Genomic DNA, 25653 nt, shown 5'->3' on the forward strand with positions numbered 1-25653 from the left:
CGTCGGCTCCTCAGGCGGCGGGCGCGGTGGCCGCGCCTGCGTTTGCATTGGCGCTCGTGCCCGCGCTTGTGCTTCCATGCGCGCCGGACTTCATGCCTTCGGCGCCTTCGAGCACGGCCTTGACGATGTTGTGATAGCCGGTACAGCGGCACAGATTGCCGTCGAGCTGCGCGCGCACGTCGTCGCCGGTCAGATCGGGTTGACGCTCGGCGAGCGATATCGCACTCATCACCATGCCGGGCGTGCAGAAGCCGCATTGCAAACCGTGGCAGTGCTTGAACGCGGCCTGCATCGGATGCAGCGTGCCGTTTTGCGCGAGCCCTTCGATGGTCGTGACCTGCGCGCCATCGGCTTGCGCTGCGAGCATATTGCAGGACTTGATTGCGCGGCCGTTCAGATGCACGGTGCAGGCGCCGCATTGAGCCGTATCGCAACCGACATGCGTGCCGGTCAGACGGAGTTGATCGCGCAGGAACTGGACAAGCAGGGTGCCGGGGTCGACCGTGGCGCTAACCGGCGCACCGTTGACCGTCAGACTGATGCTGATTGCCATGAAGCTGTCTCCTTGTCGATCGGAGCGAGTGCTTCGGCACTGGCTCCAGCCGCACGCTTTGCCGTGTCGACCGGATTAGGCGCTTCAGCGCTTGCCGCGATCCCATGCAAGATGGTTGCTGTGGGTGAGACCGGACCTGTGATTTTTTATTGCCGCTGCTTTCCTTCGACTGCGTACCGACTGCTATTCGCGAGGTCCGACGAGGGTGCTACGGGTTTTTATGGGGCTGCCGAAAAGTAAAGCACAAATCGCGCGAGCGCGCTATGAGGGGAAGTGTGTTTGGAACGCGAGTGCGCGGGAAGAAGGGCGTTACGCGTGTGAAGCGGGATGCTGCAAAAACTTGCGCCCCGTATTTAAGTGCATCAGCAAGTGCATAAGCAGATGCATGACGGGGCGCATCGATCGATCAGTGCTAAAGCCGTGCTGATTTCGCGAGCAACTGGTTTATGTGGCTTATGTGGTTTATGTGGCTCAACGGCACAGCCCGGCGAAAACGGACATTACTTCGCCAGTTTCGAATGACGGCGTGAGTAGCCGAAGTAGATCACCATGCCGATTACCAGCCAGATCCCAAATGCTGCCCATGTGATGCCCTGCAGATTGAGCATCAGAAACAGGCACGATGCGACCGCGAGCACCGGCACGACCGGCACACCGGGGCAGCGGAATGCGCGCGGCAGTTCCGGATGCGTCTTGCGCAGCACCAGCACCGCGATCGATACCATCGAGAACGCCGCGAGCGTGCCGATGTTGATCAACTCCGCCAGCACGTTGAGCGGCACCAGCGCGCCGATCAGACCGAAGAAAATGCCGACGAGCCACGTCGTGAAGAATGGCGTCGCGTAACGCGGATGCACCTTCGACAGCTTCGCGGGCAACAGGCCGTCGCGCGACATCGCGAAGATCACGCGGGTCTGGCCATACGCCATCACGAGAATCACGGTCAGCATGCCGAGCACCGCGCCGAGATCGATGAAGCCCGCGACCCAGTTCTGCCCCGCCTGCTGCAGCGCGTACGACACCGGATGCGAGATGCCCATGAACTTCGCCGACGGCACGATGCCGGTCACGACCGCCGCGACCGCGACGTACAGCACCGCGCATACGCCGAGCGACGCGATGATGCCGATCGGCAGATCGCGCTTCGGATTCTTCACTTCCTCGGCGGCGGACGACACCGAATCGAAGCCGATAAACGCGAAGAACATCACCGCGGCCGCGCCGAATACGCCGTTCCAGCCGTTCGGCATGAACGGATGCCAGTTGGCCGGCGTCACGTGGAACACGCCCACCGCGATCACCAGCAGCACGACGGTCACCTTGATCGCGACCATGATGTTGTTGATCCGCGCGGATTCGCGCACGCCGAGCGACAGCAGCGTCGTGATCGCCATCATCACGAGGAACGCCGGCAGGTTGAACAGCGTGTGCACGCCGGGAATCGCGCCCGGCGCGGCGCTCAGCGCGACCGGCAGCGACACGCCGAAGCCCGCGAGCAGTGACTGCAGATAACCCGACCAGCCGACCGATACCGCCGAGGTCGCGAGCCCGTATTCGAGCATCAGGTCCCAGCCGATGATCCACGCGGCGAGTTCGCCGAGCGTCGCGTACGAGTACGTGTAGATCGAACCGGCGACCGGAATCGTCGACGCGAATTCGGCGTAGGCGAGCGCGGCGAAGCCGCAGGCGATCGCCGCGATCACGAACGACACCATCAGCGCGGGGCCGGCTTGCACGGCGCCGGTGCCGGTCAGCACGAAAATGCCGGTGCCGATGATGGCGCCGACACCGAGGAAAGTGAGGTCGAGCGCGCCGAGCGCCTTTTTCAGGCCGGCGTTCTGAGCGCTCGCCGCGAGCATGTGCTCGACGCTCTTTTTGCGAAACAGGGACATTGGCGTGGGTCTCCAGTAGTGCACGCGTGTTGCGCGCCGATGTCGGGGAAAACCCGCGATTTTAGCGGAAGCGCGCTGTTCGCCTTACAGGTGGCGGTGTTTCCGTGGTCTGGTCAGCAGGGCGGAAACGCCTGTTCGAACGGACATTTAGGGTGGTCCGTGCCGCCGCAAACAGGATGCCAGTAAGGTCTTTACTGGATACGCAAGGAATGGGGAGGGAATCTCTCCGTCAACGAATGTGACGGCAGCGCGGTGACTGATGAGGGCGCAATGACTAATGGCGCCACGGCTCAGCTTGGCGCCGGCGATGTTCGGCCGCGGCTCAACCCGCCATCGCGGGATTCAGATCGACCAGCCGATTGCTCATCACGTAGAACGTCAGCTCCGCGTTGTTGCGCAGCTTCATTTTTTCGAGCAGCCGGGTGCGGTACACGCTGACCGTTTTCACCGACAGCGACAGCGTCGCCGCAATATCGGTGAGCCGTTTGCCGGACGCGAGCATGCACAAGGTCTGATATTCGCGGTCGGACAGCTTTTCGTGCGGCAACTGCTCGCCGTCGAACGACACATAGTCGGCGAGCGCTTCGGCCATCGCCGGGCTCACGTATTTGCGGCCCGCGGCGACCTGCTGGATCGCGGCGATCATCTGCGCGGCGTCGACCGATTTCGACAGATAGCCGGACGCGCCGGCCTTCAGCGCGCGCACCGCGTACTGATCCTCGAGGTACATCGAGAACATCAGCACGGCCACGCGCGGTGCCTTGCGCTTCAGGCGCTTGAGCACTTCGACGCCGTTCATGTCGGGCAGCGAGATGTCGAGCAGCACGACGTCGAAGCTCTGCTGGACGACGGCATCGAGCGCTTCGGAGCCGTTCTGGGCCTCGGCGACATCGCGCGCGATGCCGCGATCGAGTAGCAACTGACGCACGCCTTCGCGGACGACGGCGTGGTCTTCGGTGATCAGGATGCGCAGGCTCATGGTCGGGCGTTCACGAGTTCACGATTTGCATGCGCCGGGCGGCGCGCGACGTGACGATGGGCGCGAGCAGCGCGTCCCACGCGAAGCGGGCCTGGACGAGGGTGCCGCGGTGGGGTTGTGGGTTCGATGCATGGCTTGTGGCGGTGTCGGCGGTCGTGGTGCCGGCGGCGCGTGCAGCGTCGTGGACGCGGTCGCGACTGCCGCCGTGACTCGTAGCCGACGGGAGATTGCTACCAGCGTTTTTGCTACGCGCGGCGCCTACGCACAGCGTGCCGTCGAAGGCCGCGCAGCGCGCCTGCATGCCGGCGAGGCCGAAATGGCCGGCTTGGCCGGTTTGGCTCGTCTGGCCGGATTTGTCGCTTCGATTACTGCGGCCGCGGCGGTTTTTCGACCCGCCGCGCGGCAGGCCGACGCCATCGTCGCTGACGAGCAGCGTCAGATGGCTCGCGTCAGCTTCGATGCGCACGTCGGCGGATGCCGCGCGAGCATGCTTCGCGACGTTGTTCAGTGCTTCCTGCGCGACGCGGAACACGGCGAGCGCCGCGTCGGCCGGCAGGCGCGCGAGCCGCGCGTCGTCGGTGCTGATGAAGGTGGCGCGCAAGCCGGTGCGCGTCGCGAATGCATTGGTCCAGCGTCTGATCGCGTCGGCGAGCCCCATGTCAAACGATGGCGCGTGCAGTTGCTCGACAGCGTCGCGGTTCGCCGCGCACACGGCGTCGAGCGAACGGCTGACGACCGCGAGCGCACGCACGCATTGCGGTGGGGCATCGGCGGGCAACCAGGTTTCGATATTGGCGAGCGCGAAGCGCGTCGCGGTCAGCTCAGCGCCGACGCCATCGTGCAGCTCGCGCGCGACATGACGGCGGATGCTTTCCTGCGCCTGCACGAGTTCGGTGGATAGTTCGCGCACTCGCGCCCGCAGCTGCGCCAGCTCGCGCACGGTGGCGAGCGACTGCGCGTCGAAGCCATCACACTCCGCTGACGGCGCCAGCGGAGCGTTGAACGGGACGGCAATCGACGTATCCATGAATTTCCCTCTTCAGGAAGCGGTGCGGACGGCGAAGCGGATGCGCATAGACGGCGCAAAAAAAGGACTACGCGAACTGGGGCCTGCGAACTCCGGACCTCCGAAGGCGGTTGTCACCCACGGACAACTGTCCGAATCCCTATGTCGAACGTAACGAAATTTACATTCGGTAACAAGTCGAACGGACTTTTTCTGGCTTGCCAAGGCGACTTCTCCTGCGGCGCGATGATATCTCAAAAAAATGAAAAATGCAGTTGCACCAAGGGTTAGCGCCTGGTATTTGAGACGGCGCTTGATGTTTTTTGCATTTTTGCGTGTCGGAATAATACTGACGCAAAATGTCAGATCGACGGCAGCGATTTGTAACCGGCAAAAAAAAGGAGCCCGAGGGCTCCTTTTTGCGGATGCGCGGCGCCGGGGCCGCGAAACAGGGTACTGACTCAGCCGACGAAGGCCTTTTCGACCACGTAGTGGCCCGGCTCGTTATTGCTGCCTTCCTTGAAACCCATGTCGTCGAGCAGCTTGCGCGTGTCGCGCAGCATGTGCGGGCTGCCGCACAGCATCACACGGTCGTTTTCGAGCGAGAAGCCCGGCACGCCGAGGTCGGCAAACAGCTTTTCGGTTTCGATCAGTTCGGTGATGCGACCGCGGTTCTCGAACGCTTCGCGCGTGACGGTCGGGTAGTACAGCAGCTTTTCCTGCACCAGCTCGCCGAGATGCTCGTGCGCCGGCAGGTGGTCGGTGATGTATTCCTTGTACGCGAGTTCGTCGACGAAACGGCAGGTGTGCGTGAGGATCACGCGCTCGTAGCGGTCGTACACGTCCGGATCCTTGATGATCGACATGAACGGCGCGAGGCCCGTGCCGGTGGACAGCAGCCACAGCGTCTTGCCCGGCAGCAGGTTATCGGCCACCAGCGTACCGACCGGCTTCTTGCCGATCAGCACTTCGTCGCCGACCTTCAGATGCTGCAGACGCGACGTGAGCGGGCCGTCCTGCACCTTGATGCTCAAAAATTCGAGATGTTCTTCGTAGTTCGCACTGGCGAGGCTGTAGGCGCGCAGCAGCGGCTTGCCGTCGACCGGGAGGCCCACCATCGTGAACTGGCCGTTTTCGAAACGGAACGACGGATCGCGCGTGCAGGTGAAGCTGAAAAGCGTATCGGTCCAGTGATGGACGCTCAGGACGGTTTGTGAATTGAGGTTGCTCATGGCTTCTTGGATAGTGCGAAAACAAAGGCGGCCAGTCGTCTGAGCCGGCCGGCACGGCAAGGGGCGATGCTGCGCTGATTCGTGGTCGGAAGTCACGCGCAATCCGCTATTTTACCGTGCCCGCGATGCGGAGCCGCGGCGCGGCGCTCGAGCGTGGTGAAACGGATTGCCGGACCAGCAAGCGGCGGCGCCTGGATTGCTGGCGCCGCAAAGTACGTTGGCGTGAGAGCGGCCGTGCTTCAGCGGGGTAAGGCGATTCGGCGAATGCCGCGCAGGGCGGCTGCCATTGGCTGTGCGGCAGGGGCGAAACCACCGCGCCGCGCGCACAACAATTTCAGGATGATACCGAAACGCAGCATGCGCTGCAGCATTGACCCTGCTGAGGAAACTGGCAAAGCGGCGCCGGCCGGGCACGGCGCGCGGTCACGTGAATGTCGCCGGCTCAGGCTAATCGAGCCGCAATCGCGCCATATAAGGCAGGTGGTCCGACAGCCATGCCGTCTCCTGGGCCGGTTGGATCCATTCGACTGGCTGCATGCCGCGCACGAACATCTTGTCGAGCGACAGCGCCGGAGAGAACGCCGGGAACGTGCGCGCGGGCTCGCCCAGCAGCGTCGCGACCTCCTGCAGGCCATGCTCGCGAAAGAGCGGCACCGAGTCGTTGCGCCAGTCGTTGAAATCGCCGGCCAGCACGAGCGGGCCGGCGGGTGCTTCCTTCGCGATCCAGTGCGCGATCCATTCCATCTGGCGCATCCGTGCCGGGCGCGTGAGCGCGAGATGCGCGCACAGCAGCGTGACGAGGCGCCCGCCGAAGGTCGCGCGCGCGACCAGCAGACCGCGTTTTTCGAAGCGATGCGCGGAGATGTCCCAGCGGCCGCCGAGATCGAGCGGATGCGGCGACAGGATCGCATTACCGTGCCGCCACGACGGCTTGAATACGTTCGGGCCGAGCGCGACTTCGAGTTCGAGCGCGCGCGCGATTTCGGTCGCCTGACAGTGCCAGACGTCGGTCTGCGGATCGCCCATCGGCGCGCCGAAGCTGCTTGCCAGCACCGGCGACGGCAGGCGCCGCGCCATCGCTTCCTGCAGGAAGTACGCATCGGCGTGGGTCGACTGCACCCAGCTCTGCATTGCCTGCCAGGCCTGAAAGCCAAGCGGCGTGCGGCCCTTGTGCAGGTTCCAGCTCACCGCGACGAAATCGTTCGGCGCGAGGTTCTCGCGGATCAATTCTTCTGGGTTTCGCATGCCGTGTTATCCACGTGTTCTGTTTGAGCGCGTCGGTAGCGCGCGCTGCTCAAGTCCGCTGTTCATGTTCAGTTCGCGCTGCTGGGCGCGTTGGTGCTGGTGTTGCCGTTGGCGTTGCCGGCCGCATCGCCGCCCGTACTGCTTGCCCCGTTCGCACCGTTGTCCACAACGCTCGCGCGTACCCGATAAACCAGATTCGGATTGCTGGCGACGATCGTCCAGCTAGCCCATTGGCCCGGCGGCACGACGAGGCCCGGATGATTCGCGCTCAGCTGGCGCGGCTGCGGCGGCAGCTTGCAGCCGATATCGGTGCGCGCCGAGCTGTCGTCTTCGAGTGTTTCCTGCGTGTCGATCGACATCATCACGCCTTCCGGATCCACCCGCAGCGGCGAGACGGTCAGCGTGCGCGACAGGTCGATGCTGCCGGCCGGCTGATCCTTGCAGCCGACGTTGTGCTGGACGACCCGATGATGCGTATCGGTGCGCGCCTGGCCGACCGTGGTCGTGCCATCGAACGTGTCGATCTGCTGGCCGTCCTGGATCACCTGCAACTGCCATTGCACGACCTGCTGCGCCGGCCGTTGTTGCGCGTGAGCGAGCAACGAAGCGCCGAGCAGCATGGCCGCGATACTGGTTTTCCACATAGAAGGAATCTCCACTCCCAGCCCCGGCCCGCTTGGTGGCGAGGGCATTTCCAGGCAGGTCTCCGCGTGATCAGAAAGCCATCTTACCCCCGATGGCCAGAACGTTTTCTGACATGTCGGGTGGGGACCGGTTCAGCAACAATCCATTCCAGATAAGGACGGCAATCGCTGAAAGCAAGCGTCCAACGCCGCGACAAACCACGCGATAAACGACGCAACGAGTGATGCAATGAGTAACACAACGAGCGCCCCCGCAAACGACGCGCCCGCGCGCGCTGTTAGCAGCAGAGCCGCACGACTGCTGGCTTGCATGCATTTATGCCCTCGCTACACTGGACCTGAAAACGACGCCCACAAGGCGCCGCATTGGCAGGACCAGTCAGACGGGGTATGCGATGACAACAGCAATGGTCAAACAGGAAATCGCGCTGGCGTCGTTCAGCCGGGTGTACGACCTCGATCAGGTCGAAACCGCGCTGAACGGTCTCGGCGACGGCTCGAGCGAGGCGCTGCGCGCGACCTACGAAAAGATGCTGAAAACCGGCAATCTGCGCTTTTGCGTGAAGCCGAACCGGATGCCGTCGATCGACGATCTGATCGACGCGCTGCCCAATTTCGCCGCCCCGCTCGACGACGTCCGCAAGCAGGTCGCGCTGTGCCTCGAAACGGAGGATCGGCTCGAACTGATGCCGATCCTGCTGCTCGGCGATCCGGGCATCGGCAAGACGCATTTCGCGAAGCAGCTCGCGCGGCTGCTCGGCACCGCCTATCAATATGTCGCGATGAGTTCGCTGACGGCGGGCTGGATTCTGTCGGGCGCGTCGTCGCAATGGAAGAACGCGAAGCCGGGCAAGGTGTTCGATGCGCTGGTGAACGGCAGCTACGCGAACCCGGTGATCGCCGTCGACGAAATCGACAAGGCCACCGGCGATTCGCAATACGATCCGCTCGGCGCGCTGTACGCGCTGCTCGAACACGACACCGCGCAAAGCTTCATCGACGAATTCGCCGAGATTCCGATCAACGCCGGCAACGTGATCTGGATCGCGACGGCCAACGACGAACGCGCGATTCCCGAGCCGATCCTGAACCGGATGAACGTGTACGAGATCGAGCCACCCGATCACGACGGCGCGCGGCGCATTGCGCAGGCGATCTACGACGAGATCCGCTCGGCGCACAACTGGGGTCTGCGGTTTCCGCAGTCTCTCGGCGAGGCGACGCTCGATTCGCTGAAGCGCGCGTCGCCGCGCGAAATGCGTCGCGCGATCCTGAACGGCTTCGGCGCCGCGCGAATCGCTGGACGTGATCGGATCGAACCGGCCGATATCCGGCTCGATTACGGCAACCGTCGAAAACCGATCGGTTTTTGAGCTTTTTGGCCCCTTTTTGGCCAGAAAAGGGCTCTTTCGGCGATTTCTTCTGGCTGAGGGCTGGAATTTTTACGTCGACGCAGTGAATGCCCCGGCAATTGTTGCTATTTTTGAGATGCCGGGCCGAATGCCTCGCATTGGCTGGTTTTGCCGTCCGCGCGGTCAAGCACGCACGATGAAGAACATCGCGAGAAACCCGCGCCATCGCTTCCGGCGGCATACACTACTTAGTCTGAAAGACTCAAAAACCGAAGCAGTTGGCCGCCGCGCGTCGCACGCGCTCGCGGCAGCGATGCCCGCCACCCGCGGGCATCGCTGTCTATATCGCGTGCGACGAGGTTGCGTGGCGGTGGTCAAGAATGATCGAGCAGGTAAAAACCAGCGCAAAAACCGGACAGAGGCGTTCGATAACGAGCGGACCGTGGCAGCGAGGCGCGGCATTCTGTCCTTCTTTCCATTGGCTGAACGAGGCAGCGCGCGGCGTAGTGGGCCGCGTCAACGGATATGGATCAGATCGAATGTGTAGTGATCGGCGCCGGCGTGATCGGCCTTGCGACGGCGCGCGCACTGGCGGCGCGCGGGCGCGAGGTGATCGTGCTGGAGGGCGCCGAGGCGATCGGCGCGGGCACCAGCTCGCGCAACAGCGAAGTGATTCACGCGGGCATCTACTATCCGCGCGGTTCGCTGAAGGCCACGCTGTGCGTGCGCGGCCGCGAGATGCTGTACGACTATTGCGTCGAGCGCAACGTGCCGCATTCGCGCTGCGGCAAGCTGCTCGTCGCGACTTCGCGCAACCAGATTCCTCAGCTCGAAGCCATCATGGCCAAGGGCCGCGACAACGGTGTGCTCGACCTGATGCGTGTCAGCGGCGATCAGGCGCAGGCGCTCGAACCCGCGCTCGAATGCGTGGAGGCGGTGTTCTCGCCGCAGACGGGCATCGTCGATAGTCATCAGTACATGCTCGCGCTGCAGGGCGATGCCGAGCGCGACGGCGCAGTCTGCGCGTTTCATGCGCCGGTCGAGGCGGTCGAAGCGCACAACGGCCGCTTTATCGTGTCAGTCGGTGGCGATGCGCCGACCACGATCAGCGCCGCATGCGTGATCAACAGCGCGGGGCTGCACGCGAATGCGCTCGCGCGCAAGATTCGCGGGCTCGATGCGCGTCATGTGCCGCCGCTTTATTTCGCGCGCGGCAACTACTTCAGCATCTCCGGGCGCGCGCCGTTCAGCCGGCTGATCTATCCGATGCCGAACGAGGCGGGACTCGGCGTGCATCTGACGATCGATCTCGGCGGCCAGGCGCGTTTCGGTCCCGATGTCGAATGGGTCGACGCGATCAGTTACGACGTCGATCCGCGTCGCGCGGACTCGTTTTACGCGGCGATTCGCGCGTACTGGCCGGCGCTGCCCGATCACGCGCTGCAGCCGGCCTACGCGGGCATTCGTCCGAAGCTGTCCGGCCCCGGCGAGCCCGCCGCGGACTTCGTGATCCAGGGACCGGCCGCGCATGGCGTGCGCGGGCTCGTCAATCTGTTCGGTATCGAGTCGCCGGGGCTGACGGCGTCGCTCGCGATCGCGCAGCGCGTGTGCGAGCTGGCCGGCCGCGGCTAACTGCCGCAGGGGGCCACTACGCGCGGCGGGCGCCGGACGCCGGGCGGACTCGCGGCTGGCGCGCGGCAAATTCGCGTTGCGTGCGATGCGTCCGCGCTCGTACCGATCCGCTTATCTCCATCATTGGATGCTCACGCGCGGCGGCTTCATTGCTATGCTTGGGGACGCTGTCAGCAGAACGGCGTTGTTTCCATATAAATGGAGTGAGTCCCCATGAGATCTTCCCGTCGTACGTTTTTGATTACCAGTATCGGTGTGGCCTCGACGCTTGCGCTGTCGCGCCAGGCGTTCGCCGATGCACCTAAAGTCTCCGAAACCGATCCGACCGCGCAGGCGCTCGGCTACCGTGCGGATGCCAGCCAGGTCGACAAGGCGAAGTTCGCCAAATTCGCACCGGGTCAGGATTGCGGCAACTGCAGCTTCTTCCAGGGCAAGGCGGGCGACGCCTACGGCGGCTGTCCGATGTTCGCGGGCAAGCAGGTAGCGGCCAAGGGTTGGTGCAGCGCCTATAACAAGAAAGCCTGACGCCCTCGCACTAGCGTGTTTTCCGGCTTACGCGGAATGTGCCGCACGCAATATCGCGGCGCATTCCGCGCAACGCCTTCTACGGCCAGTGGCGGATTACACGCCCGGCGGCCGGTCCTTTCCCGTTCACCGCAACTTTTCTAGCGCCGTGCATTCATCAACGGCGGCCGTTTGTCGAACCACGGCCGTGCCGTTTCGAGTTGCGCGGCGAGTCTGAGCAGCGTCGCGTCACCCCCGGCGCGCGCCGCGAACTGCACGCCGATCGGCAAGCCACGCGCGTTCCAGTAAAGCGGCACCGACATCGCCGGCTGTCCGCTCAGGTTGAACAGCTCCGTGCATCCGGCCCATGCGAACGCCTTGTTCGACGCTTCGAGCAGCATCTTCTTCATCAGCGGTTCGAGCGGCATCGTGGTGACCGCGCGCATCTGCATGCGCTCGACGGAGGTCGGTTGCATCTCGCCGATCTTGATCGGCGCGCCGGCCAGCGTCGCGCACAGCAGCACGTCGTAGCGGTTCAGCAGATCGGTGAGGCGCTCCGTGATGCGGCGCTGTTCGTCGAGCGCGGCGGGCAGGCCCTGTTCGCCGAGCTTGCGGCCGATGTGCGCGATCGCCCACGTCGCGATTTCAAATTCCTGGCGCACCGGCTTGCGACCGGTGATGCGCTCCGCGTTGAGTACGAGGTCTTCGGCGCTCACCGACCACAGTGTCAGAAACGCATGGCGGACCGCCGCGAAATCGATACCAAGCGATACCGGTTCGAGACGATGACCGAGCGATGCCGCCAGTCGCGCGGCGTCGTCGAGTGCGGCGAGCGCATCGGCGGATAACGACGGCGCGAGCATCGGCTCGGTGACGTATGCGATCGTCAGCGGCTTGCACGGCTCGCGGGTCGCGCCGAGAAACGTGCCGGGCGCGCCGCTGGGCCGCTCGGCATTGCCCGACAACAGATCGAGCAGCAGCGCGCTGTCGCGCACGCTGCGTGACACCGCGAGATCGATACCGAGTTCGCCGGGGCCGGGCGGCGCGACGCGCGGCACGCGTCCGCGCGAAGGCTTCAGCCCGAACAGTCCGCAACACGATGCCGGAATGCGGATCGAACCGCCGCCGTCCGACGCATGCGCGAGCGGCACGATGCCGGCCGCAACCGCCGCCGCGGCGCCGCCGCTCGAACCGCCCGGCGTGTGATCGAGATTCCACGGATTGCGGCACGCGCCGAATAGTTCGGGCTCCGTATAGGGCATCTGGCCCAGCTCGGATGTGCTGGTCTTCGCGAAGATGTTCAGCCCGGCCGCCTTCGCGAGCGTGACGACCGGCGCGTCTTCGGTCGGGATGAAGTGCCGATAGTGACGGCTGCCCATCGCCATGCGCAAACCGGCGACCGGCGCGCCGAGGTCCTTGATCAGAAACGGCACGCCCGCGAGTGCTGCGTGCGCGGCGGCGGTGTCGGTGCCGTTTGCACTGCTGGCGCCTGTGCCGTTGGCGCTGCGAGCGGCATCGTCACGCGACGCGCGCTGGCGCGCCGCATCGTAATCCTTCAGCACGACCGCGTTGATCGCCGGATTGACGGCTTCGGTGCGCGAGATCGCGACGTCGATCAGTTCGCGCGCGCTGACCTCGCGCGTGCGTACGAGTTCGGCGAGGCCGATGGCGTCGTGAGCGAGATAGTCTGAGTGCACGGAAATGGTCCTCGCTATCGGTTTGCGTCTGGGTTTGCGTCGGTGCTGAAGATTTGCGTCCGCGCTGAATGGGCCGGTTGCTTCGCCGGTCGCAATGCCGTTTGCCGGACGCGCGCGACGAATCCGTTTCGTCGTGCGGCGGTGGCCGGCTCAAAAGTCGCGGATGGAAAAAAGACGGCGTTACCGACACGCCGTCTTTCAGAGCGTACCCGAGTTACGCGTCCGCGTGACTCGCATCGATGCGGCCGCGCACTTCACATGCGGCTGTCGAAGGGTGCAAGCGATGCGAGCGATACGCGCGCGGCGCGTGGGTACTAAAGGAAGCTCGCGGCTCCGAGCCCGGAGCCCGGAGCCCGGAGCCGCAGAATTACATCTGCTCGCCGAGGAACGTCAGCGTGCGGCCATGCGCCAAGGCGGCCGCGCGCTGGTTGTACGACGCGCGGTCCGAGCAGTTGAAGCCGTGTTCCGCGTTCGGGTAGATATTGAACTGCACGTCCGCGCGGCCCGCGAAGCGCTCCTGGATCTGGCCGATGTCCGACGGCGGAATATGCGTGTCGAGTTCACCGTAATGGAACTGCATCGGTACCTTGACGCTCGCGGCCTTGTCGAGATGCGTATGGATGCCGCCGCCGTAATAGGCGATCGCGGCATCGACCGAGCCGGCCGCCGCGGCCAGATACGCGAGCCGGCCGCCGAAGCAGTAGCCGATCGCCGCGATCTTGCCGGTCACTTCCGGCAGCGCGCGCAATGCGGCGGCAGCCGCGCCGATGTCGGCGGCCGCGTCGGCGACATTGGTCTTTTGCATCAGCTCGATGGCTCTTTCGCGGTCCTTGCCGTCATACGTCAATTCGACGCGCGGCTGAACCCGCCAGAACACATCCGGCGCGAGCGCGACATAACCGTCCTGCGCGTACTGATCCGCTACCGAGCGGATATGGCTGTTCACGCCAAAGATTTCCTGAATGATGATGACGGCCGGCCCCTTGCCACCCTTCGGCAGCGCGAGGTAGCCACCGAAACTGTCGTTGCCGGCGGGGATGTCGATCCATCGGGAAGTCGTGCTCATGCTGTTCTCCATTGACTCGCGCGCGTGCCGCGCGAGGTCGGTGTATAGAAACGCCAGAGACCGGGAGGCCCTGAAGCGGCGGTTAGTTTGCCATCAAAAGAATCGGCGTGCAGTGGCGCTGGGCGGGCCTTTGCCGCGCCGCGCGACTCGATTCTCGTAAGGCGATTGAAACAATCTCGATAATTCATTTCTCCGCCGACGCGCGCCTCGCTACAGTCTGTAGTGACGGCTCGCGCGGATCGGAACGGCGGCGAAACCATGCCGGAGCCAGCACGAAAAGCCGCTGCAATCGCGCGGCGAAAGTAACGGTGAATACGTTTGCGAGCCCCTTGGCGAGAATAGCGCCGGTGTTGCGCCGGCAAAGGAAACCATCATGAATGAAGGCAGTTTCGTGACGCCGTTTGCCAGGCGTTTTCAGATGCGCGTGCCGGTCGTGCAGGCGCCGATGGCCGGCGGCGCGACCACACCGGCACTGGTGGCGGCGGTCTCGAACGCGGGCGGACTCGGCTTTCTTGCGGGCGCGGCGCTGTCGCCCGAGAAGATCGCGAGCGAAGTCGCGGCGATTCGCGCGCTGACGGATCGCCCGTTCGGCGTGAACCTGTTCGTGCTCGATCCCGCATCGCCCGACGATGCCACCGTGCGCCGCGCGCTCGCGGCAATCGATCCGCTGCGCGCCGATCTCGGCCTTCCGCCGGGCAAGCCGCTCGATCGCTACGGGCCGGACTTTCGCGCGCAACTCGACACGCTGATCGAACTGCGCGTGCCGGTCGCCGGCTTCACGTTCGGCTTGCTGCCGGCGGCGGATGTCGAACGTCTGCACGCGAGCGGCGCCTATGTGGTCGGCACGGCGACGCATGTCGCCGAAGGCATCGCGTGGCGCGACGTCGGCGCCGATGCGATCGCCGCGCAAGGCGCCGAGGCGGGCGCGCATCGCGGCACGTTCATCGGCTCGTTCGAAGACGCACTGGTCGGCACGATGGCGCTCGTGCCGCAGCTCGTCGACGCGACCGGGCTGCCGATACTCGCAGCCGGCGGCATCATGGACGGCCGCGGCATCGTCGCCGCACTCGCGCTCGGCGCGCAGGCGGCGGTGATGGGCACCGCATTTCTCACCTGCCGCGAGAGCGCGATTCCCGAAGTATGGAAAACCCGCGTACGCGGCATGTCCGATACGGCGACGGAGGTGACGCGCGCGATCACCGGCCGTCATGCGCGCGGCATCCGCAATCCGCTGATGCGGCGTCTGAGCGAAACGGCGGACAGCATCGCGCCGTATCCGGTGCAAAACGCGTTGACGCAGGAATTGCGGCAAAACGCGGGCCGCGCGCAGAACGGCGATTATCTGTCGCTGTGGGCCGGGCAGGGCGCGCCGCTCGGGCGGGCGCGCGCCGAAGGTTTGGGCGCCGCCGAACTGATGGCGCAACTCGACGACGAATGGCGGGCGTCCACCGCGCGTGTCGCCGCATTCAAAGGCTGATTATTTAGTCGACGGCTGAATCATGCGCCGCCGGAGCATGATTGATTGACGGCCGATTCACGATTGACGCCCGGCTGATTTCACATTTTGAGGCGCGCTCGCCAAACTGTGCGACGCGCCTCATTTTTAGTTGAAAAACCCTTCGAATCACTCGCCGTTTATGCCGGGAAAAGTCTCAAACGGCGTTCTCGGCGAGAAACTCCGATTAGCGGAAACCCGCATCAGATGGGGCTTTGCGGCTATGCCCTCTACGCTCCAAGCGGCTCTCATGGGATAAGCGCTATTAGTGTTCTTCCCACTTTCTCAAAAAATTCCCCCAATTTAATTTGTTAGCCTACACTTGCGCGCAAGTACGGTTTGCCACCTGTCACAAACAGTCCGGCAATCGTGCTGGCCAAGTGCATGAACGATGCAACCGGCGTGGTCGTCCACGGGACTGAGCGACACGAGTTGGGGAAGCGGGGCACAAGGGCGATTACGTTGTTTTGACCGAAACTGGAGACTTACATGATCATCAAAATTCAAAAGCTGTTGCCGATCAGCGCTGCGGCGATGCTGTTCGCGACGTTGGCAACATCGGCCGCTGCCGACACGGTCGTCAAGATCGGTCACGTTGCGCCGTTGACTGGCGGTATCGCTCACCTGGGTAAAGACAACGAAAACGGCGCACGCCTGGCCGTGGAAGAAATCAACGCCAAGGGTCTGACGATCGGCGGCCAGAAGATCACGCTGCAACTCGACGCGCAGGACGACGCGGCTGACCCCCGCACCGCCACGCAGGTTGCGCAGAAGCTCGTCGACGACAAGGTCGTCGCCGTGGTCGGCCACCTGAACTCGGGCACTTCGATTCCGGCTTCGAAGATCTATAGCGATGCAGGCATCGTGCAGATCTCGCCGTCGGCGACGAACCCGGCGTACACGCAGCAAGGCTTCAAGACGACGTACCGCGTCGTTGCGACCGATGCGCAACAAGGCCCGGCGCTCGCGAACTACGCGGCCAAGGGTATGAAGATCAAGTCGGTCGCGATCGTCGACGACTCGACCGCATACGGCCAGGGTCTCGCGAACGAATTCGAGAAGACCGCCAAGGCGCTCGGCCTGAACGTGGTGTCGCATGACGCGACCAACGACAAGGCTGTCGACTTCCGCGCGATTCTGACGAAGATCAAGGGCGAAAACCCGGACGCGATCATGTACGGCGGCATGGACGCCACCGGCGGCCCGTTCGCGAAGCAGGCGAAGCAGCTCGGCCTGCGCGCGAAAGTGCTCGCGGGTGACGGCGTCTGTACCGACAAGCTGTCGGACCTGGCCGGCGACGCAACCGACAACATCGTCTGCTCGGAAGCCGGTATGGCGCTCGAAAAGATGGCGGGCGGCAAGGCGTTCGAAGCGAAGTACGAGAAGCGCTTCGGCCAGCCGATCCAGATCTACGCTCCGTTCACGTATGACGCGGTGTACATCATCGTCGACGCGATGAAGCGTGCGGGCTCGACCGATCCGGCGAAGATCCTCGCAGCGATGCCGACGACCGACTACAAGGGCGTGATCGGCGAAACGACGTTCGACTCGAAGGGCGACCTTCAGCACGGCGTGATCTCGCTGTACAACTACAAGCAGGGCAAGAAGACACTGCTCGACGTGGTGAAGATGTAATTTACGTGACCGGAGGCGGCGCAAGCCGTCTTCGATTCACTGTTGATCAGGCACGTAGGCCGCGAGGCTTACGTGCCTTTTTTATTGTGGATTCGTGTTTCCTGCTTCTTGCGGATCGCGACGCGCAGGTGCCAGCGATGCCGCCGCGTCAGAGCCAGACGTTCAGAGTCAGACGTTCAAACGCCGCAGCACCTTCGGCCCGGCCAATGCGATTGCCGCGGAGCATATGGCGACGACCGACAGGCCGATCGTCAGATTGGTCATCTGCGTGACCGCGCCGATGATGACCGGCCCGAGCAGCAGCCCAAAATACGCGAGCCCCGCGACGTGCGCGAGCCCCTCGGCCGCGTGGATGCCCTTCACGCTCGCGGCTGCCGCGAACAGCACCGGCATCATGTTCGCGAGGCCCAGACCGATCAGCGCGAAGCCGGCGAGCGCGGCGATCGGATTGGGCAACAGCAGCGCGTCGACCATGCCCGCGCATGCGAGCGTGGCGCTGATCATCACGAGTTGCGGTGCGCCGAACCGCGCGCGCACCGCGTCGCCGGCAAAGCGGGCCGCCGCCATGCCGCCCGAAAACGCCGCGTAAGCCGCGCTTGCGAGCGCGGGTGTCGCCAGCACGACGTCGCGCATATAAACAGTGGCCCAGTCGTACATGGCGCCTTCGGCGATCAGCGCGACCAGCGCCATCGTGCCGAGCGCCCACAGCGCGCCCGAGCGCCAGCGGCTCGCGCGCGGCGTGGCGGCATCGGGATGCTCGGCGTGCGGCACGTGCGGCAGCACCGACGGGCACGCGAGCAGCAGCACGAGCGCGCTGACCGCGGCGGCGAGCGCGAGATGCAGCGCCGGTGCCATGCCGCGCGACAGCAACGCGCCGCCGACCGCCGCGCCGAACATCCCGCCGAGGCTGAACATGCCGTGCAGCGCCGACATGATCGGTCTGCCGAGCGCCTTTTCGACGGCGCTCGCCTCGGCGTTCATCGCGACGTCGAGCGTGGCCATGCCCGCGCCGAATATGGCCAGCACGATCAGCAACATCCAGTAGGCCGGCACGACCAGAATCAGCGCCGCGCATGCGGCCATCGCCAGACCGCCGGTCAGGCACGCGCGGCGGGTGCCGACCCGGGCGATCCACGAGCCGTTGGTCACCATCGCGCCGATCGAGCCGCCGGCCACCGCGAGCAACGCGAACGACAGCAACGCGGCATTCAGATGGAAGCGGTCGCGCACGGTCGGCACATGCACGCCCCACGATGCGTACATCATGCCGGCGATGAAAAACAGCGCCATCGTCGCGACGCGTGCCCGCTGCCGCGCGGTGACGGGCAGGTCGCGATGAGCGGCGGGCAGGACGGCGACTTCGGGGGCTTGAGGATCGGGCACGGAGGTCTCGGGGGAGTTGCGCGTGAGAAAGCGCATTGAAAGCGGACTTCCGATTCTATCGAAGCACTGTCTCTTATGCTTGCATGGCGTGCAAAGGACTTGGACGGGTCCGCGGCGACGGCTACGATTGATACGGTCCACTCCGTCATCCACCGAGGTCCGCTCGCTTGAACATTCCCGCTCACGCCCCGCTGCACCTGCTGCATACGGCCGCTGTCGGCACCCTCGCGACCCACGCGCGCCAGCCCGAGGGCTTTCCTTATCCGTCGATGCTGCCGTTCGCGCCGGACGCGCGGCATCGTCCGACGATCCTGATCAGCCGGCTCGCCGAGCACACGCACAACCTGCATGCCGACCCGCGAGCCGGCTTCCTCGCGGTCGACGCCCCGGATGGCGACGTACTCGGCGGTCAGCGCGTCACGCTGCTGGGCACCTTCGAGCCGATCGACTCGAGCCCGGAAGTCGTGCGGCGCTATCTGCGATATCACCCGGACGCCGAGCGTTATCTGGTGCTGGGCGACTTCTCGTTCTGGACGATGAAACTCGAACGCCTGCGATATATCGGCGGCTTCGGCGCGATGGGCTGGTTGAATGGCAATGAGCTCGATCCGCTTGCACCGCTCCACGCCATCGAAGAGAACGAACTGATGGACGAGTTCGGCGCGCGACTGGCGGCCGCCGGCGCGGTGAAATTGCTCGGCGTCGATCGCTATGGCGCCGATCTGCAACGCGACGGCGCGCGCGTGCGCCTCGCATTCGACTCTGCCCGGTCCGACAATGGGACATTGCGCGCGGCACTCGAGGTTTGTATCCAGCGGTATCTCAATTAAGCATTATTGGTTTTGTGGAGAACACGCCAGGACATCAGCTGGGCAGGGCTTTTTCGTCTCAATGAGTAAGCTTCATTGAGACAAAAGCTTTCATGGCGTGAAATGTTGATCTGATATAGCCATTTTCAGTGGCATTTTCTGATAGTTAATCTCGAAAATTAGAGACGCCGCGCGACACGCTTTTCAGTGAAATGCGAATTGACGAAATTGAAAGCCAGTGGTCAGACAGAGTCAGGTTGGAAACTTTTTGAAACGAAATTAAATTAAATTTCGCTTTCTCTTTTGCAGGCTTTCTATTTTGTGTTAATCTCGCCATCAAATTCCGAGGCATGAAACTTCAAAGGCGAGCCGGCGTCAGATCGGTGGTCATTTATCCATACCACAAGGGAACCTATGTCCTCTTACAAGGAACTGCTCGCGCAGCGCGAGAAGCTCGAAAAGCAGATTGAAGAAGCGAAGTCGCGTGAATACGCGGAAGTGCTGAATGAAATCAAGCAGAAAATGGCCGACTATGGCATTTCTTTGAGCGAACTCGGCGGCGGCCGTGCACCGAAGGGCGCTGCTGCTAAAGCCAGCCGTCCGCGCGCTGGCGTTGCGCCGAAATATCGCGACCCCGATAGCGGCAGCACGTGGTCCGGCCGCGGCAAGCCGCCGCGCTGGATCGCTGGTCTCGACCGTGAAAAATTCCTGATCCAGAAGTAATGCCCACTGCCGGAGGTAATGCTTCCGGCGTGCAGGTAATACGAATACTGGCAATGAGCAGCGCATATTACGCGCTGCCCGGATCTCCAAAAAGCCGCGCACCGTTCAGGGCGCGGCTTTTTGTCAAACAACGCTATTAATTTTTTTGTCGCAGTCGCTTCAGATAACTGGAACGCGAATGCTTTTCGTTTAGATAAGGGATTGATTCAAAAGGTTTTTTTGTGTGTTTCGAGCGTGTTTCCGATTCGCGGCGCGTACAATAACGAGACTGAACTCGTTTCTTTTTTTTGAAGATGCCCTCCGCCGCCATCGCCCAATCCACCGAGAAACAACGCGTTGCACGCAAAAGTACCTTTGTGAGTATTGCGCTCAATACGGTGCTGATGACGCTGCAAATCGCAATCGGAACGTTTGCGCACTCGCAAGCGTTGGTTGCCGACGGTATCCACTCGCTCGCCGATCTGATTTCCGATTTTGTCGTGCTGATTGCCAATCGGCACAGCGGCGCAAAGCCGGACGCGGACCACAATTACGGGCATAGCCGTTATGAAACGGTCGCTTCGCTATTTCTGGGCGCGCTGCTGATTTCCGTCGGCGTCGGCATGTTATGGAGAGCCGGCACGCGGCTCTCCGATCTGCAAAATATTCCGGCGGTTCATCTGAGCGCGCTGGTGGTCGCTGTGCTGGTGCTGGTATCCAAGGAGTCGCTGTTTCGCTACATGTTGCGCGAGGCGAAGCGTGTGCGTTCGGCGATGCTGGTCGCAAACGCGTGGCATGCGCGCTCGGACGCGGCGTCGTCGCTGGTGGTGGGTATCGGTGTCGTTGGCAGTCTCGCCGGCGTGCGGCTGCTCGATCCGATCGCGGCGGCGATCGTCGGCTTCATGGTCGCGCGCATGGGCTGGACGTTCGGTTGGGATGCGCTGCAGGACCTGTCGGACCGCGCGCTCGACGAGGCCGCCACCGCCGATATGCGCGCGCTGTTGCTCTCGACCCCTGGCGTGCGCGACGTGCACGAATTGCGTACGCGGAAGATGGGCGACTTTGCCCTCGTGGATGCGCATATCCTCGTCGATCCGCTGATTTCGGTATCGGAAGGGCACTACATCGCGGAGTCGGCGCGCCTGCGCGTGCTGAGCGACCAACGCGTGCTCGACGCGCTGATCCATGTCGATCCGGAAAACGATGCGCTCGCCCATCCGCCCGTCGATTTGCCGCCCCGCGAGCGGGTGATCAGCGAGGTCAACGCGGCACTGGCGACGGGCGGCCTGCAAGCCGCGGCGGTGAATCTCCACTACCTGAGCGCGGGGCTCGACGTCGAGGTGATATTGCCGGCGGCGTCGCCGTCCGGTGCTTCGGGTTCAGGTGCCGAGGATGCCGTCCGGGTGCTGGAAGACGACGCCCAATCGCTCGCTCGTGTCGATCTGAATGGGCTGAAGCGCCGCCTCGGCGCGCGCAAGCTGGACGTGCTGCTGCAACAGGATGTGTCGGCGGCGCAGGTTCATGCGCCAGCCGAGGTCGGAATCGGCACAGCGGCCGATCAGTCGAGAAAGACGGAACCTCACGACGCCGGCTGAGTCCGGCGCATGGCCAAGCGCCGGACGCTGCGGCCTGGGCGCCAGGCGCCGAACCTACCGGAGTTCCGGCGGCTACAGCCCAGGCTCTCCCACCGCGACTTGCCTTACAACGGCAACTGCGTATCGAATTTGATCTCGCGCAGCACGACGCTCGTGCGCACCTGCGCAACCGCCGGAATCTTGAAGATGCGTTCGTGCAGAAAACTGTCGTACGACTTGATGTCGGGCGCGACGATCTTGAGGATGTAATCCGATTCGCCGGTCGTGCTGTAACACTCGGTGACTTCCGGACAGGTGGCGATCTCCCGCTCGAACTGCTCGACACCGCCCTCGGTGTGGCGGGTCAGATGGATATGCGCGAGCGCGCACACGTGCAGGCCGAGCTTTTCCCGGTCGAGCAGCGCCGTATAGCGCTGGATCACGCCCGACTGCTCCATGTCCTTGATGCGCCGCCAGCACGGAGTGCTCGACAGCCCGACCTGGTCGGAGATTTCCTGCACCGAACGGCGCGCATCGAGCTGCAGCAGGCGCAGGATCTTCTGTGAGAACGTATCGAGTGTCAACTGCGCCTCCATTAGCGTCGCCGTATCAACGCATGGTAGAGGGCTCGAAAACGAAACGCAATGTAAAACGGCTCTCGCGAGGGAGATCGCCCTAATTTAGTGGGTCAGGAGCGGCGTTTTGCCCTGAGCCGTCCCCATCATCCTTGCCGTCCGTGGGCACCGCCGGCTGGCTCGCGCGCAATTCCTTCAGCATGTTGCAAAAGAGCGCGCCCTGCTCGATCGCGTCGTCGAGCGCGACGTGGGTATGCGGATGCTCGTCGAACCAGTGCTTCGGAAAGCGCGGCTTGATATTCTTGCGATACGGCAGGCCGGTCATCGCGAACGCGAGCGTCTTGATATCGAGCGCCGACCACGAAAACGGGCAGCGGCCGACGAAGCGCATCATGTACCAGAACATATACGTGAAGTCGAAGCCGGCCGGCATCGCGACGAATACCGGTTTGCCTGGCAACGCTTCGACCCAGTCGACATACGCGGCGAGCGCCGCCGCTGGCGCCTGCAGATCCTTGCGGCAGGCGGCCCATGCTTCTGGCTGGGTTTTCCACCACGCTTCCTGCACCGGATGCGGCGTCGCGCCTTCGAGCAGTTCGAGATTCGCCGAAAAGGTCGCGATCAGCTGCTTGTCTTCGGTGTACGCGGCGGACGCGAAACTGAGCATCGAATGCGGGCCGGGGATCGGGCCGTCCGCTTCGACGTCGGTGCTGACGTAGATTTCGCTGCTCATGCGGCCACTCCATCGGCGACATAGGGATTGCTGCGGCGTTCGGCGCCGAACGTCGAGGTCGGGCCGTGGCCCGGCACGAACGTGACGTCGTTGCCGAGCGGCCAGAGTTTTTCGCGGATCGAGCGGATCAGATCCGCATGATTGCCACGCGGAAAATCCGTGCGGCCGATCGAGCCGGCGAACAGCACGTCGCCCACCAGCGCAAGCCGATGCGCGCGGCTGAAGAACACCACGTGGCCCGGCGTGTGGCCCGGGCAGTGATAGACCTCGAGGGTTTCGTCGCCGAACTGGACGGTGTCGCCGTCCTGCAGCCAGCGATCCGGCTCGAACGCGTCGGCGGGCGGGAAGCCGAAGCGGGTGCTCTGGTCGGGCAGCTTGTCGAGCCAGAAACGTTCGTCGGGGTGCGGACCGTCAATCGGCACGCCGTAGTGCGTCGCGAGCGTCTTGGCACCCGCGCAGTGATCGACGTGGCCGTGGGTCAGGAAGACTTTTTCGACCGTCACGTTCTGACGCGCGATCTCGCGCTGGATGACGTCGATATCGCCGCCCGGATCGACGACGGCCGCGCGTCCGGTTGCCTCGCAAACGAGCAGCGAGCAGTTCTGCTGGAACGGCGTGACGGGGATCAGGGTGGCTTTCATGGCTGGACGACGCGCTGGGAAAATATCGATTGTACCGGCCTCGCGAGCGTGTCCGCCGCCCGCGCGAACGGTCCCGCGCGTCGCGCCGGGAAGGCTCCGGGTGCCACCATTTTTGCGATAAATGTGAAGATTGGGCGGGTTTTGGTGCCGCTCGGCAGCCCGAAAAATTCTTTTGGGTATAATGCGGGTCATGCACAACGATTTGTGCTGCCACAAGGCGATGCGTCCCCATCAACAGTGGGTACGCCGCTCGCCGTTCAAGTAAGGGCTGTCGACTCTTTGACGGCCATCAAGTATCGATGCGTTCGATGCACACGTCTTGCCCAGCCAGGCGCCGCGCGCCTGCTACGGACTTAACCGCCGTGACGCTGGGTGGGGCCTACGCCGCCGTTCCTGCACGCTGAGTTGCGCGCGCAAGAACGTGTTTGCCACGTTCGATGGCGGCATGTGGGGTCTGGTCAGGCTGCCGGGGACAGGTTGCGCCAGACGTGAAAATTAACCGTGCGGTAGCGGCTGAATGAGCCGCATCCGGGCTTTGGCGTACTGCGTTTTTTGGCGCGGCATGTCGTCGTCCCGCCGCCGGAGTCGCTAGCAACACACCCAGCTTTTGGGGTGACGCGGCTCGACAACGTGATTGCACGTCTTATGAAAACTCGGCTAACCCGTGGTCTGGGGACTATTTTTGCCTTTTTTGTACTGGCCGGCTGTGCCACGCCTCCGGGCGCGACCGATACCTCGGCGAACGACACGCCGCAGCGCACAAAAAATGTGCATCTGAGCGCCTTCGGACCTCAGTCTTTCGGCAGCGCGCCGGCTTCCGGCGCGAGCGCGCCAAGCACGCCACTCGCCGACGCGCATCCGCTCACCGATGACGGCCTCGACATTCCCGAGTTCCGTCAGACCGGACGCGCGTCGTGGTACGGACGCTTTTTCCATGGCCGCCGCACCGCCAACGGCGAGCGTTACGACATGCACGCATTGACGGCCGCGCACCGCACGTTGCCGCTCGGCTCCTACGTGCGCGTAACCAATCCCGCCAATTCGCGTTCCGTGATCGTGCGGATCAACGACCGTGGCCCGTATGCGCGCGGCCGTGTGATCGATCTGTCGATGGCGGCAGCATCCGCACTCGACATGCGTCACAGCGGTACGGCGAAGGTGCAGATCGAAGGGCTCACGCAGCAGGAAGCGCGCGCCGAACTGAATGAGACGCTGGCGTCGAACTCGGGTTCGGACGCGGGCAAGTAAGCCAGGCGGAGCGTCTACGAGTCGCCGTGCGGTACGGGTTTGCGCCTGTCTGTACGGAGTGTTTGTCGACGATCACTCAGCAAAAAACGAAGGGCCGCATCGCGCGGCCCTTTTGTTTTGTCCGACCATCTCAAGCCCTACGCGTCGGGCTTGTCTTCCTTCAGCGCCAGCGCGCGCGTATACAGCGCATTGCGTGACGCGCCAGTGAGCGCGGCCGCCACTTTGGCCGCGCTGCTCACCGTCAACTCTTCCAGCAGCACGCTCAGTAACGCGTCGTGATCGTGTTCGCCGGCAGCTTCCGGTGCCGCGCCTTCGACCACCACAACGAACTCGCCGCGCTGCCGGTTCGGATCGGCAGCGAGCCACGTTGGCCCTTCGGCCAGGGTGCCGCGATGCAGCGCTTCGTGTAACTTCGTCAGTTCCCGCGCGATCAGCAACCGGCGTTCGCCGCCGAATGCGTCGGCGAGCGCCTGCACTGTTTCGATGATCCGGTGCGGTGCTTCGTAGAACACCATCGCGTGCGGATGGGATGCGAGCGTCTGCAGCGCGGCGGCGCGCGCCTTTGGCTTCGGCGGCAGGAAACCCAGGAACGAGAACGTCGCGACCCAGTCGCCGGCCACGCTCAGCGCGGTCGCAAGCGCGCTCGCGCCGGGCAGCGGGATCACCGCGAAGCCGGCCTCGCGCACGGCGTCGACGAGTTTCGCGCCGGGGTCCGAGATGCCCGGCGTGCCCGCGTCGGACACGTAAGCCACCCGCTCGCCCGCCTGCAGATGCTCGATCACGCGTTGTGCCGCGCTGCGCTCGTTGTGCTGATGCACGGCGACGAGCGGCTTCGAGATGCCGTAGCGTGCGAGCAATTGACCGGTATTGCGCGTGTCTTCGGCGGCGATGCGATCCGCGAGTCCGAGCACATGCATCGCGCGCAGCGTGATGTCGGCGATGTTGCCGATCGGCGTGGCCACTACATAGAGCGCGGCGGCGGGGTACTGCTGTCCTTGCGCGAGTTCGGAGAGAGGAGTCATGACACGGAAGACACAAACAGACGAAACGAGGCCG

At 64.0% G+C, this 25653-nt stretch carries 23 protein-coding genes; 9 read left to right on the forward strand and 14 right to left on the reverse strand.

The features are described from left to right. Nucleotides 1-10: 10 nt before the first annotated feature. The 7 genes from L0U82_RS00925 to L0U82_RS00955 all read right to left on the reverse strand — a co-directional run bounded on the left by L0U82_RS00925 (nucleotide 11) and on the right by L0U82_RS00955 (nucleotide 7551). Nucleotides 11-553: a (2Fe-2S)-binding protein gene (locus L0U82_RS00925; protein ID WP_233827864.1), complete on the reverse strand. Its 543-nt coding sequence runs from the start codon at nucleotides 551-553 to the stop codon at nucleotides 11-13. Between the two features lie 500 nt (nucleotides 554-1053). Then, entirely contained in the window at nucleotides 1054-2445 is a 1392-nt protein-coding gene (locus L0U82_RS00930) for an amino acid permease (protein ID WP_233827865.1), read from the reverse strand. A gap of 322 nt (nucleotides 2446-2767) precedes the next feature. Beyond that, nucleotides 2768-3424, reverse strand: a complete 657-nt coding sequence (gene rqpR / locus L0U82_RS00935; protein ID WP_233827866.1) for a response regulator transcription factor RqpR — start codon at nucleotides 3422-3424, stop codon at nucleotides 2768-2770. Nucleotides 3425-3434: 10 nt separating this feature from the next. Further along, nucleotides 3435-4451 (reverse strand): sensor histidine kinase, encoded by a 1017-nt coding sequence (locus L0U82_RS00940; protein ID WP_233827867.1) that lies wholly within the window; start codon nucleotides 4449-4451, stop codon nucleotides 3435-3437. Nucleotides 4452-4891: 440 nt separating this feature from the next. Further along, complete coding sequence (locus L0U82_RS00945; RefSeq protein ID WP_233827869.1) at nucleotides 4892-5662, reverse strand: ferredoxin--NADP reductase; 771 nt, start codon at nucleotides 5660-5662, stop codon at nucleotides 4892-4894. A gap of 447 nt (nucleotides 5663-6109) precedes the next feature. Beyond that, entirely contained in the window at nucleotides 6110-6907 is a 798-nt protein-coding gene (locus L0U82_RS00950; RefSeq protein ID WP_233827871.1) for an endonuclease/exonuclease/phosphatase family protein, read from the reverse strand. Between the two features lie 68 nt (nucleotides 6908-6975). Continuing rightward, a complete protein-coding gene (locus L0U82_RS00955; RefSeq protein WP_233827873.1) occupies nucleotides 6976-7551 on the reverse strand; it encodes a hypothetical protein in 576 nt (191 codons plus the stop codon). Nucleotides 7552-7946: 395 nt separating this feature from the next. Between L0U82_RS00955 and L0U82_RS00960 the strand changes: the two genes are divergently transcribed. The 3 genes from L0U82_RS00960 to L0U82_RS00970 all read left to right on the forward strand — a co-directional run bounded on the left by L0U82_RS00960 (nucleotide 7947) and on the right by L0U82_RS00970 (nucleotide 11060). After that, entirely contained in the window at nucleotides 7947-8924 is a 978-nt protein-coding gene (locus L0U82_RS00960; RefSeq protein WP_233827874.1) for an AAA family ATPase, read from the forward strand. A 504-nt stretch (nucleotides 8925-9428) separates the two neighbouring features. Continuing rightward, on the forward strand, nucleotides 9429-10535 hold the full coding sequence (locus L0U82_RS00965; protein ID WP_233827875.1) for an NAD(P)/FAD-dependent oxidoreductase: 1107 nt from the start codon (nucleotides 9429-9431) through the stop codon (nucleotides 10533-10535). Nucleotides 10536-10748: 213 nt separating this feature from the next. Continuing rightward, complete coding sequence (locus tag L0U82_RS00970) at nucleotides 10749-11060, forward strand: high-potential iron-sulfur protein (protein WP_233827876.1); 312 nt, start codon at nucleotides 10749-10751, stop codon at nucleotides 11058-11060. Nucleotides 11061-11200: 140 nt separating this feature from the next. Here L0U82_RS00970 and L0U82_RS00975 read toward each other — a convergent pair whose 3' ends face one another. Together L0U82_RS00975 and L0U82_RS00980 are read right to left on the reverse strand one after the other, a co-directional pair. Beyond that, nucleotides 11201-12736, reverse strand: coding sequence for an amidase (locus L0U82_RS00975; protein ID WP_233827877.1), 1536 nt, complete (start codon nucleotides 12734-12736; stop codon nucleotides 11201-11203). Nucleotides 12737-13103: 367 nt separating this feature from the next. After that, entirely contained in the window at nucleotides 13104-13802 is a 699-nt protein-coding gene (locus L0U82_RS00980; RefSeq protein WP_233827878.1) for a dienelactone hydrolase family protein, read from the reverse strand. Between the two features lie 373 nt (nucleotides 13803-14175). Between L0U82_RS00980 and L0U82_RS00985 the strand changes: the two genes are divergently transcribed. Next, nucleotides 14176-15279 (forward strand): NAD(P)H-dependent flavin oxidoreductase, encoded by a 1104-nt coding sequence (locus L0U82_RS00985; RefSeq protein WP_233827879.1) that lies wholly within the window; start codon nucleotides 14176-14178, stop codon nucleotides 15277-15279. 507 nt (nucleotides 15280-15786) lie between these two features. Beyond that, nucleotides 15787-16932: a branched-chain amino acid ABC transporter substrate-binding protein gene (locus L0U82_RS00990; RefSeq protein WP_233827881.1), complete on the forward strand. Its 1146-nt coding sequence runs from the start codon at nucleotides 15787-15789 to the stop codon at nucleotides 16930-16932. Between the two features lie 168 nt (nucleotides 16933-17100). Here L0U82_RS00990 and L0U82_RS00995 read toward each other — a convergent pair whose 3' ends face one another. Continuing rightward, nucleotides 17101-18222, reverse strand: a complete 1122-nt coding sequence (locus tag L0U82_RS00995) for an MFS transporter (protein WP_442793626.1) — start codon at nucleotides 18220-18222, stop codon at nucleotides 17101-17103. Nucleotides 18223-18482: 260 nt separating this feature from the next. Between L0U82_RS00995 and L0U82_RS01000 the strand changes: the two genes are divergently transcribed. The 3 genes from L0U82_RS01000 (at nucleotide 18483) to L0U82_RS01010 (ending at nucleotide 21421) form a co-directional block, all read left to right on the forward strand. After that, a complete protein-coding gene (locus L0U82_RS01000) occupies nucleotides 18483-19145 on the forward strand; it encodes a HugZ family pyridoxamine 5'-phosphate oxidase (RefSeq protein ID WP_233827883.1) in 663 nt (220 codons plus the stop codon). 393 nt (nucleotides 19146-19538) lie between these two features. Continuing rightward, the gene (locus L0U82_RS01005) at nucleotides 19539-19847 is read left to right on the forward strand and encodes an H-NS histone family protein (protein ID WP_233827884.1); all 309 of its coding nucleotides are present in this window, start codon (nucleotides 19539-19541) and stop codon (nucleotides 19845-19847) included. Nucleotides 19848-20140: 293 nt separating this feature from the next. Continuing rightward, nucleotides 20141-21421, forward strand: coding sequence for a cation diffusion facilitator family transporter (locus L0U82_RS01010; protein WP_233827885.1), 1281 nt, complete (start codon nucleotides 20141-20143; stop codon nucleotides 21419-21421). Between the two features lie 104 nt (nucleotides 21422-21525). Here L0U82_RS01010 and L0U82_RS01015 read toward each other — a convergent pair whose 3' ends face one another. From L0U82_RS01015 to L0U82_RS01025, 3 genes are all read right to left on the reverse strand, one after another. Next, entirely contained in the window at nucleotides 21526-21996 is a 471-nt protein-coding gene (locus tag L0U82_RS01015; protein WP_233827886.1) for an Lrp/AsnC family transcriptional regulator, read from the reverse strand. Nucleotides 21997-22075: 79 nt separating this feature from the next. Continuing rightward, nucleotides 22076-22708 carry an exonuclease gene (locus L0U82_RS01020; protein ID WP_233827887.1) on the reverse strand — a complete coding sequence of 211 codons (633 nt, stop codon included), beginning with the start codon at nucleotides 22706-22708 and terminating at the stop codon, nucleotides 22076-22078. Further along, a complete protein-coding gene (locus L0U82_RS01025; protein WP_233827888.1) occupies nucleotides 22705-23349 on the reverse strand; it encodes an MBL fold metallo-hydrolase in 645 nt (214 codons plus the stop codon). Before L0U82_RS01025 ends, L0U82_RS01020 begins: the two co-directional genes overlap by 4 nt. 645 nt (nucleotides 23350-23994) lie before the next feature. Here L0U82_RS01025 and L0U82_RS01030 point away from each other — a divergent pair. Beyond that, nucleotides 23995-24597, forward strand: a complete 603-nt coding sequence (locus L0U82_RS01030) for a septal ring lytic transglycosylase RlpA family protein (RefSeq protein ID WP_233827889.1) — start codon at nucleotides 23995-23997, stop codon at nucleotides 24595-24597. Between the two features lie 137 nt (nucleotides 24598-24734). Here L0U82_RS01030 and rsmI read toward each other — a convergent pair whose 3' ends face one another. Beyond that, nucleotides 24735-25619, reverse strand: coding sequence for a 16S rRNA (cytidine(1402)-2'-O)-methyltransferase (rsmI, locus tag L0U82_RS01035; RefSeq protein ID WP_233827891.1), 885 nt, complete (start codon nucleotides 25617-25619; stop codon nucleotides 24735-24737). Nucleotides 25620-25653: the final 34 nt, after the last annotated feature.

It is taken from the genome of Paraburkholderia sp. ZP32-5, from assembly GCF_021390495.1.
In the GTDB taxonomy this organism is placed as follows: domain Bacteria; phylum Pseudomonadota; class Gammaproteobacteria; order Burkholderiales; family Burkholderiaceae; genus Paraburkholderia.

Coding starts and splice junctions, on each gene's coding strand:
- L0U82_RS00970 (WP_233827876.1), top strand. CDS start 10,749: ATGAGATCTTCCCGTCGTACGTTTTTGATTACCAGTATCGGTGTGGCC.
- L0U82_RS00980 (WP_233827878.1), bottom strand. CDS start 13,802: ATGAGCACGACTTCCCGATGGATCGACATCCCCGCCGGCAACGACAGT.
- L0U82_RS01010 (WP_233827885.1), top strand. CDS start 20,141: ATGCCCTCCGCCGCCATCGCCCAATCCACCGAGAAACAACGCGTTGCA.
- L0U82_RS01020 (WP_233827887.1), bottom strand. CDS start 22,708: ATGAGCAGCGAAATCTACGTCAGCACCGACGTCGAAGCGGACGGCCCG.
- L0U82_RS00925 (WP_233827864.1), bottom strand. CDS start 553: ATGGCAATCAGCATCAGTCTGACGGTCAACGGTGCGCCGGTTAGCGCC.
- L0U82_RS01030 (WP_233827889.1), top strand. CDS start 23,995: ATGAAAACTCGGCTAACCCGTGGTCTGGGGACTATTTTTGCCTTTTTT.
- L0U82_RS01005 (WP_233827884.1), top strand. CDS start 19,539: ATGTCCTCTTACAAGGAACTGCTCGCGCAGCGCGAGAAGCTCGAAAAG.
- rsmI (WP_233827891.1), bottom strand. CDS start 25,619: ATGACTCCTCTCTCCGAACTCGCGCAAGGACAGCAGTACCCCGCCGCC.
- L0U82_RS00965 (WP_233827875.1), top strand. CDS start 9,429: ATGGATCAGATCGAATGTGTAGTGATCGGCGCCGGCGTGATCGGCCTT.
- L0U82_RS01025 (WP_233827888.1), bottom strand. CDS start 23,349: ATGAAAGCCACCCTGATCCCCGTCACGCCGTTCCAGCAGAACTGCTCG.
- L0U82_RS00950 (WP_233827871.1), bottom strand. CDS start 6,907: ATGCGAAACCCAGAAGAATTGATCCGCGAGAACCTCGCGCCGAACGAT.
- L0U82_RS00930 (WP_233827865.1), bottom strand. CDS start 2,445: ATGTCCCTGTTTCGCAAAAAGAGCGTCGAGCACATGCTCGCGGCGAGC.
- L0U82_RS00985 (WP_233827879.1), top strand. CDS start 14,176: ATGAATGAAGGCAGTTTCGTGACGCCGTTTGCCAGGCGTTTTCAGATG.
- L0U82_RS00995 (WP_442793626.1), bottom strand. CDS start 18,222: ATGGCGCTGTTTTTCATCGCCGGCATGATGTACGCATCGTGGGGCGTG.
- L0U82_RS00945 (WP_233827869.1), bottom strand. CDS start 5,662: ATGAGCAACCTCAATTCACAAACCGTCCTGAGCGTCCATCACTGGACC.
- L0U82_RS00955 (WP_233827873.1), bottom strand. CDS start 7,551: ATGTGGAAAACCAGTATCGCGGCCATGCTGCTCGGCGCTTCGTTGCTC.
- L0U82_RS00990 (WP_233827881.1), top strand. CDS start 15,787: ATGATCATCAAAATTCAAAAGCTGTTGCCGATCAGCGCTGCGGCGATG.
- L0U82_RS01015 (WP_233827886.1), bottom strand. CDS start 21,996: ATGGAGGCGCAGTTGACACTCGATACGTTCTCACAGAAGATCCTGCGC.
- rqpR (WP_233827866.1), bottom strand. CDS start 3,424: ATGAGCCTGCGCATCCTGATCACCGAAGACCACGCCGTCGTCCGCGAA.
- L0U82_RS00960 (WP_233827874.1), top strand. CDS start 7,947: ATGACAACAGCAATGGTCAAACAGGAAATCGCGCTGGCGTCGTTCAGC.
- L0U82_RS00940 (WP_233827867.1), bottom strand. CDS start 4,451: ATGGATACGTCGATTGCCGTCCCGTTCAACGCTCCGCTGGCGCCGTCA.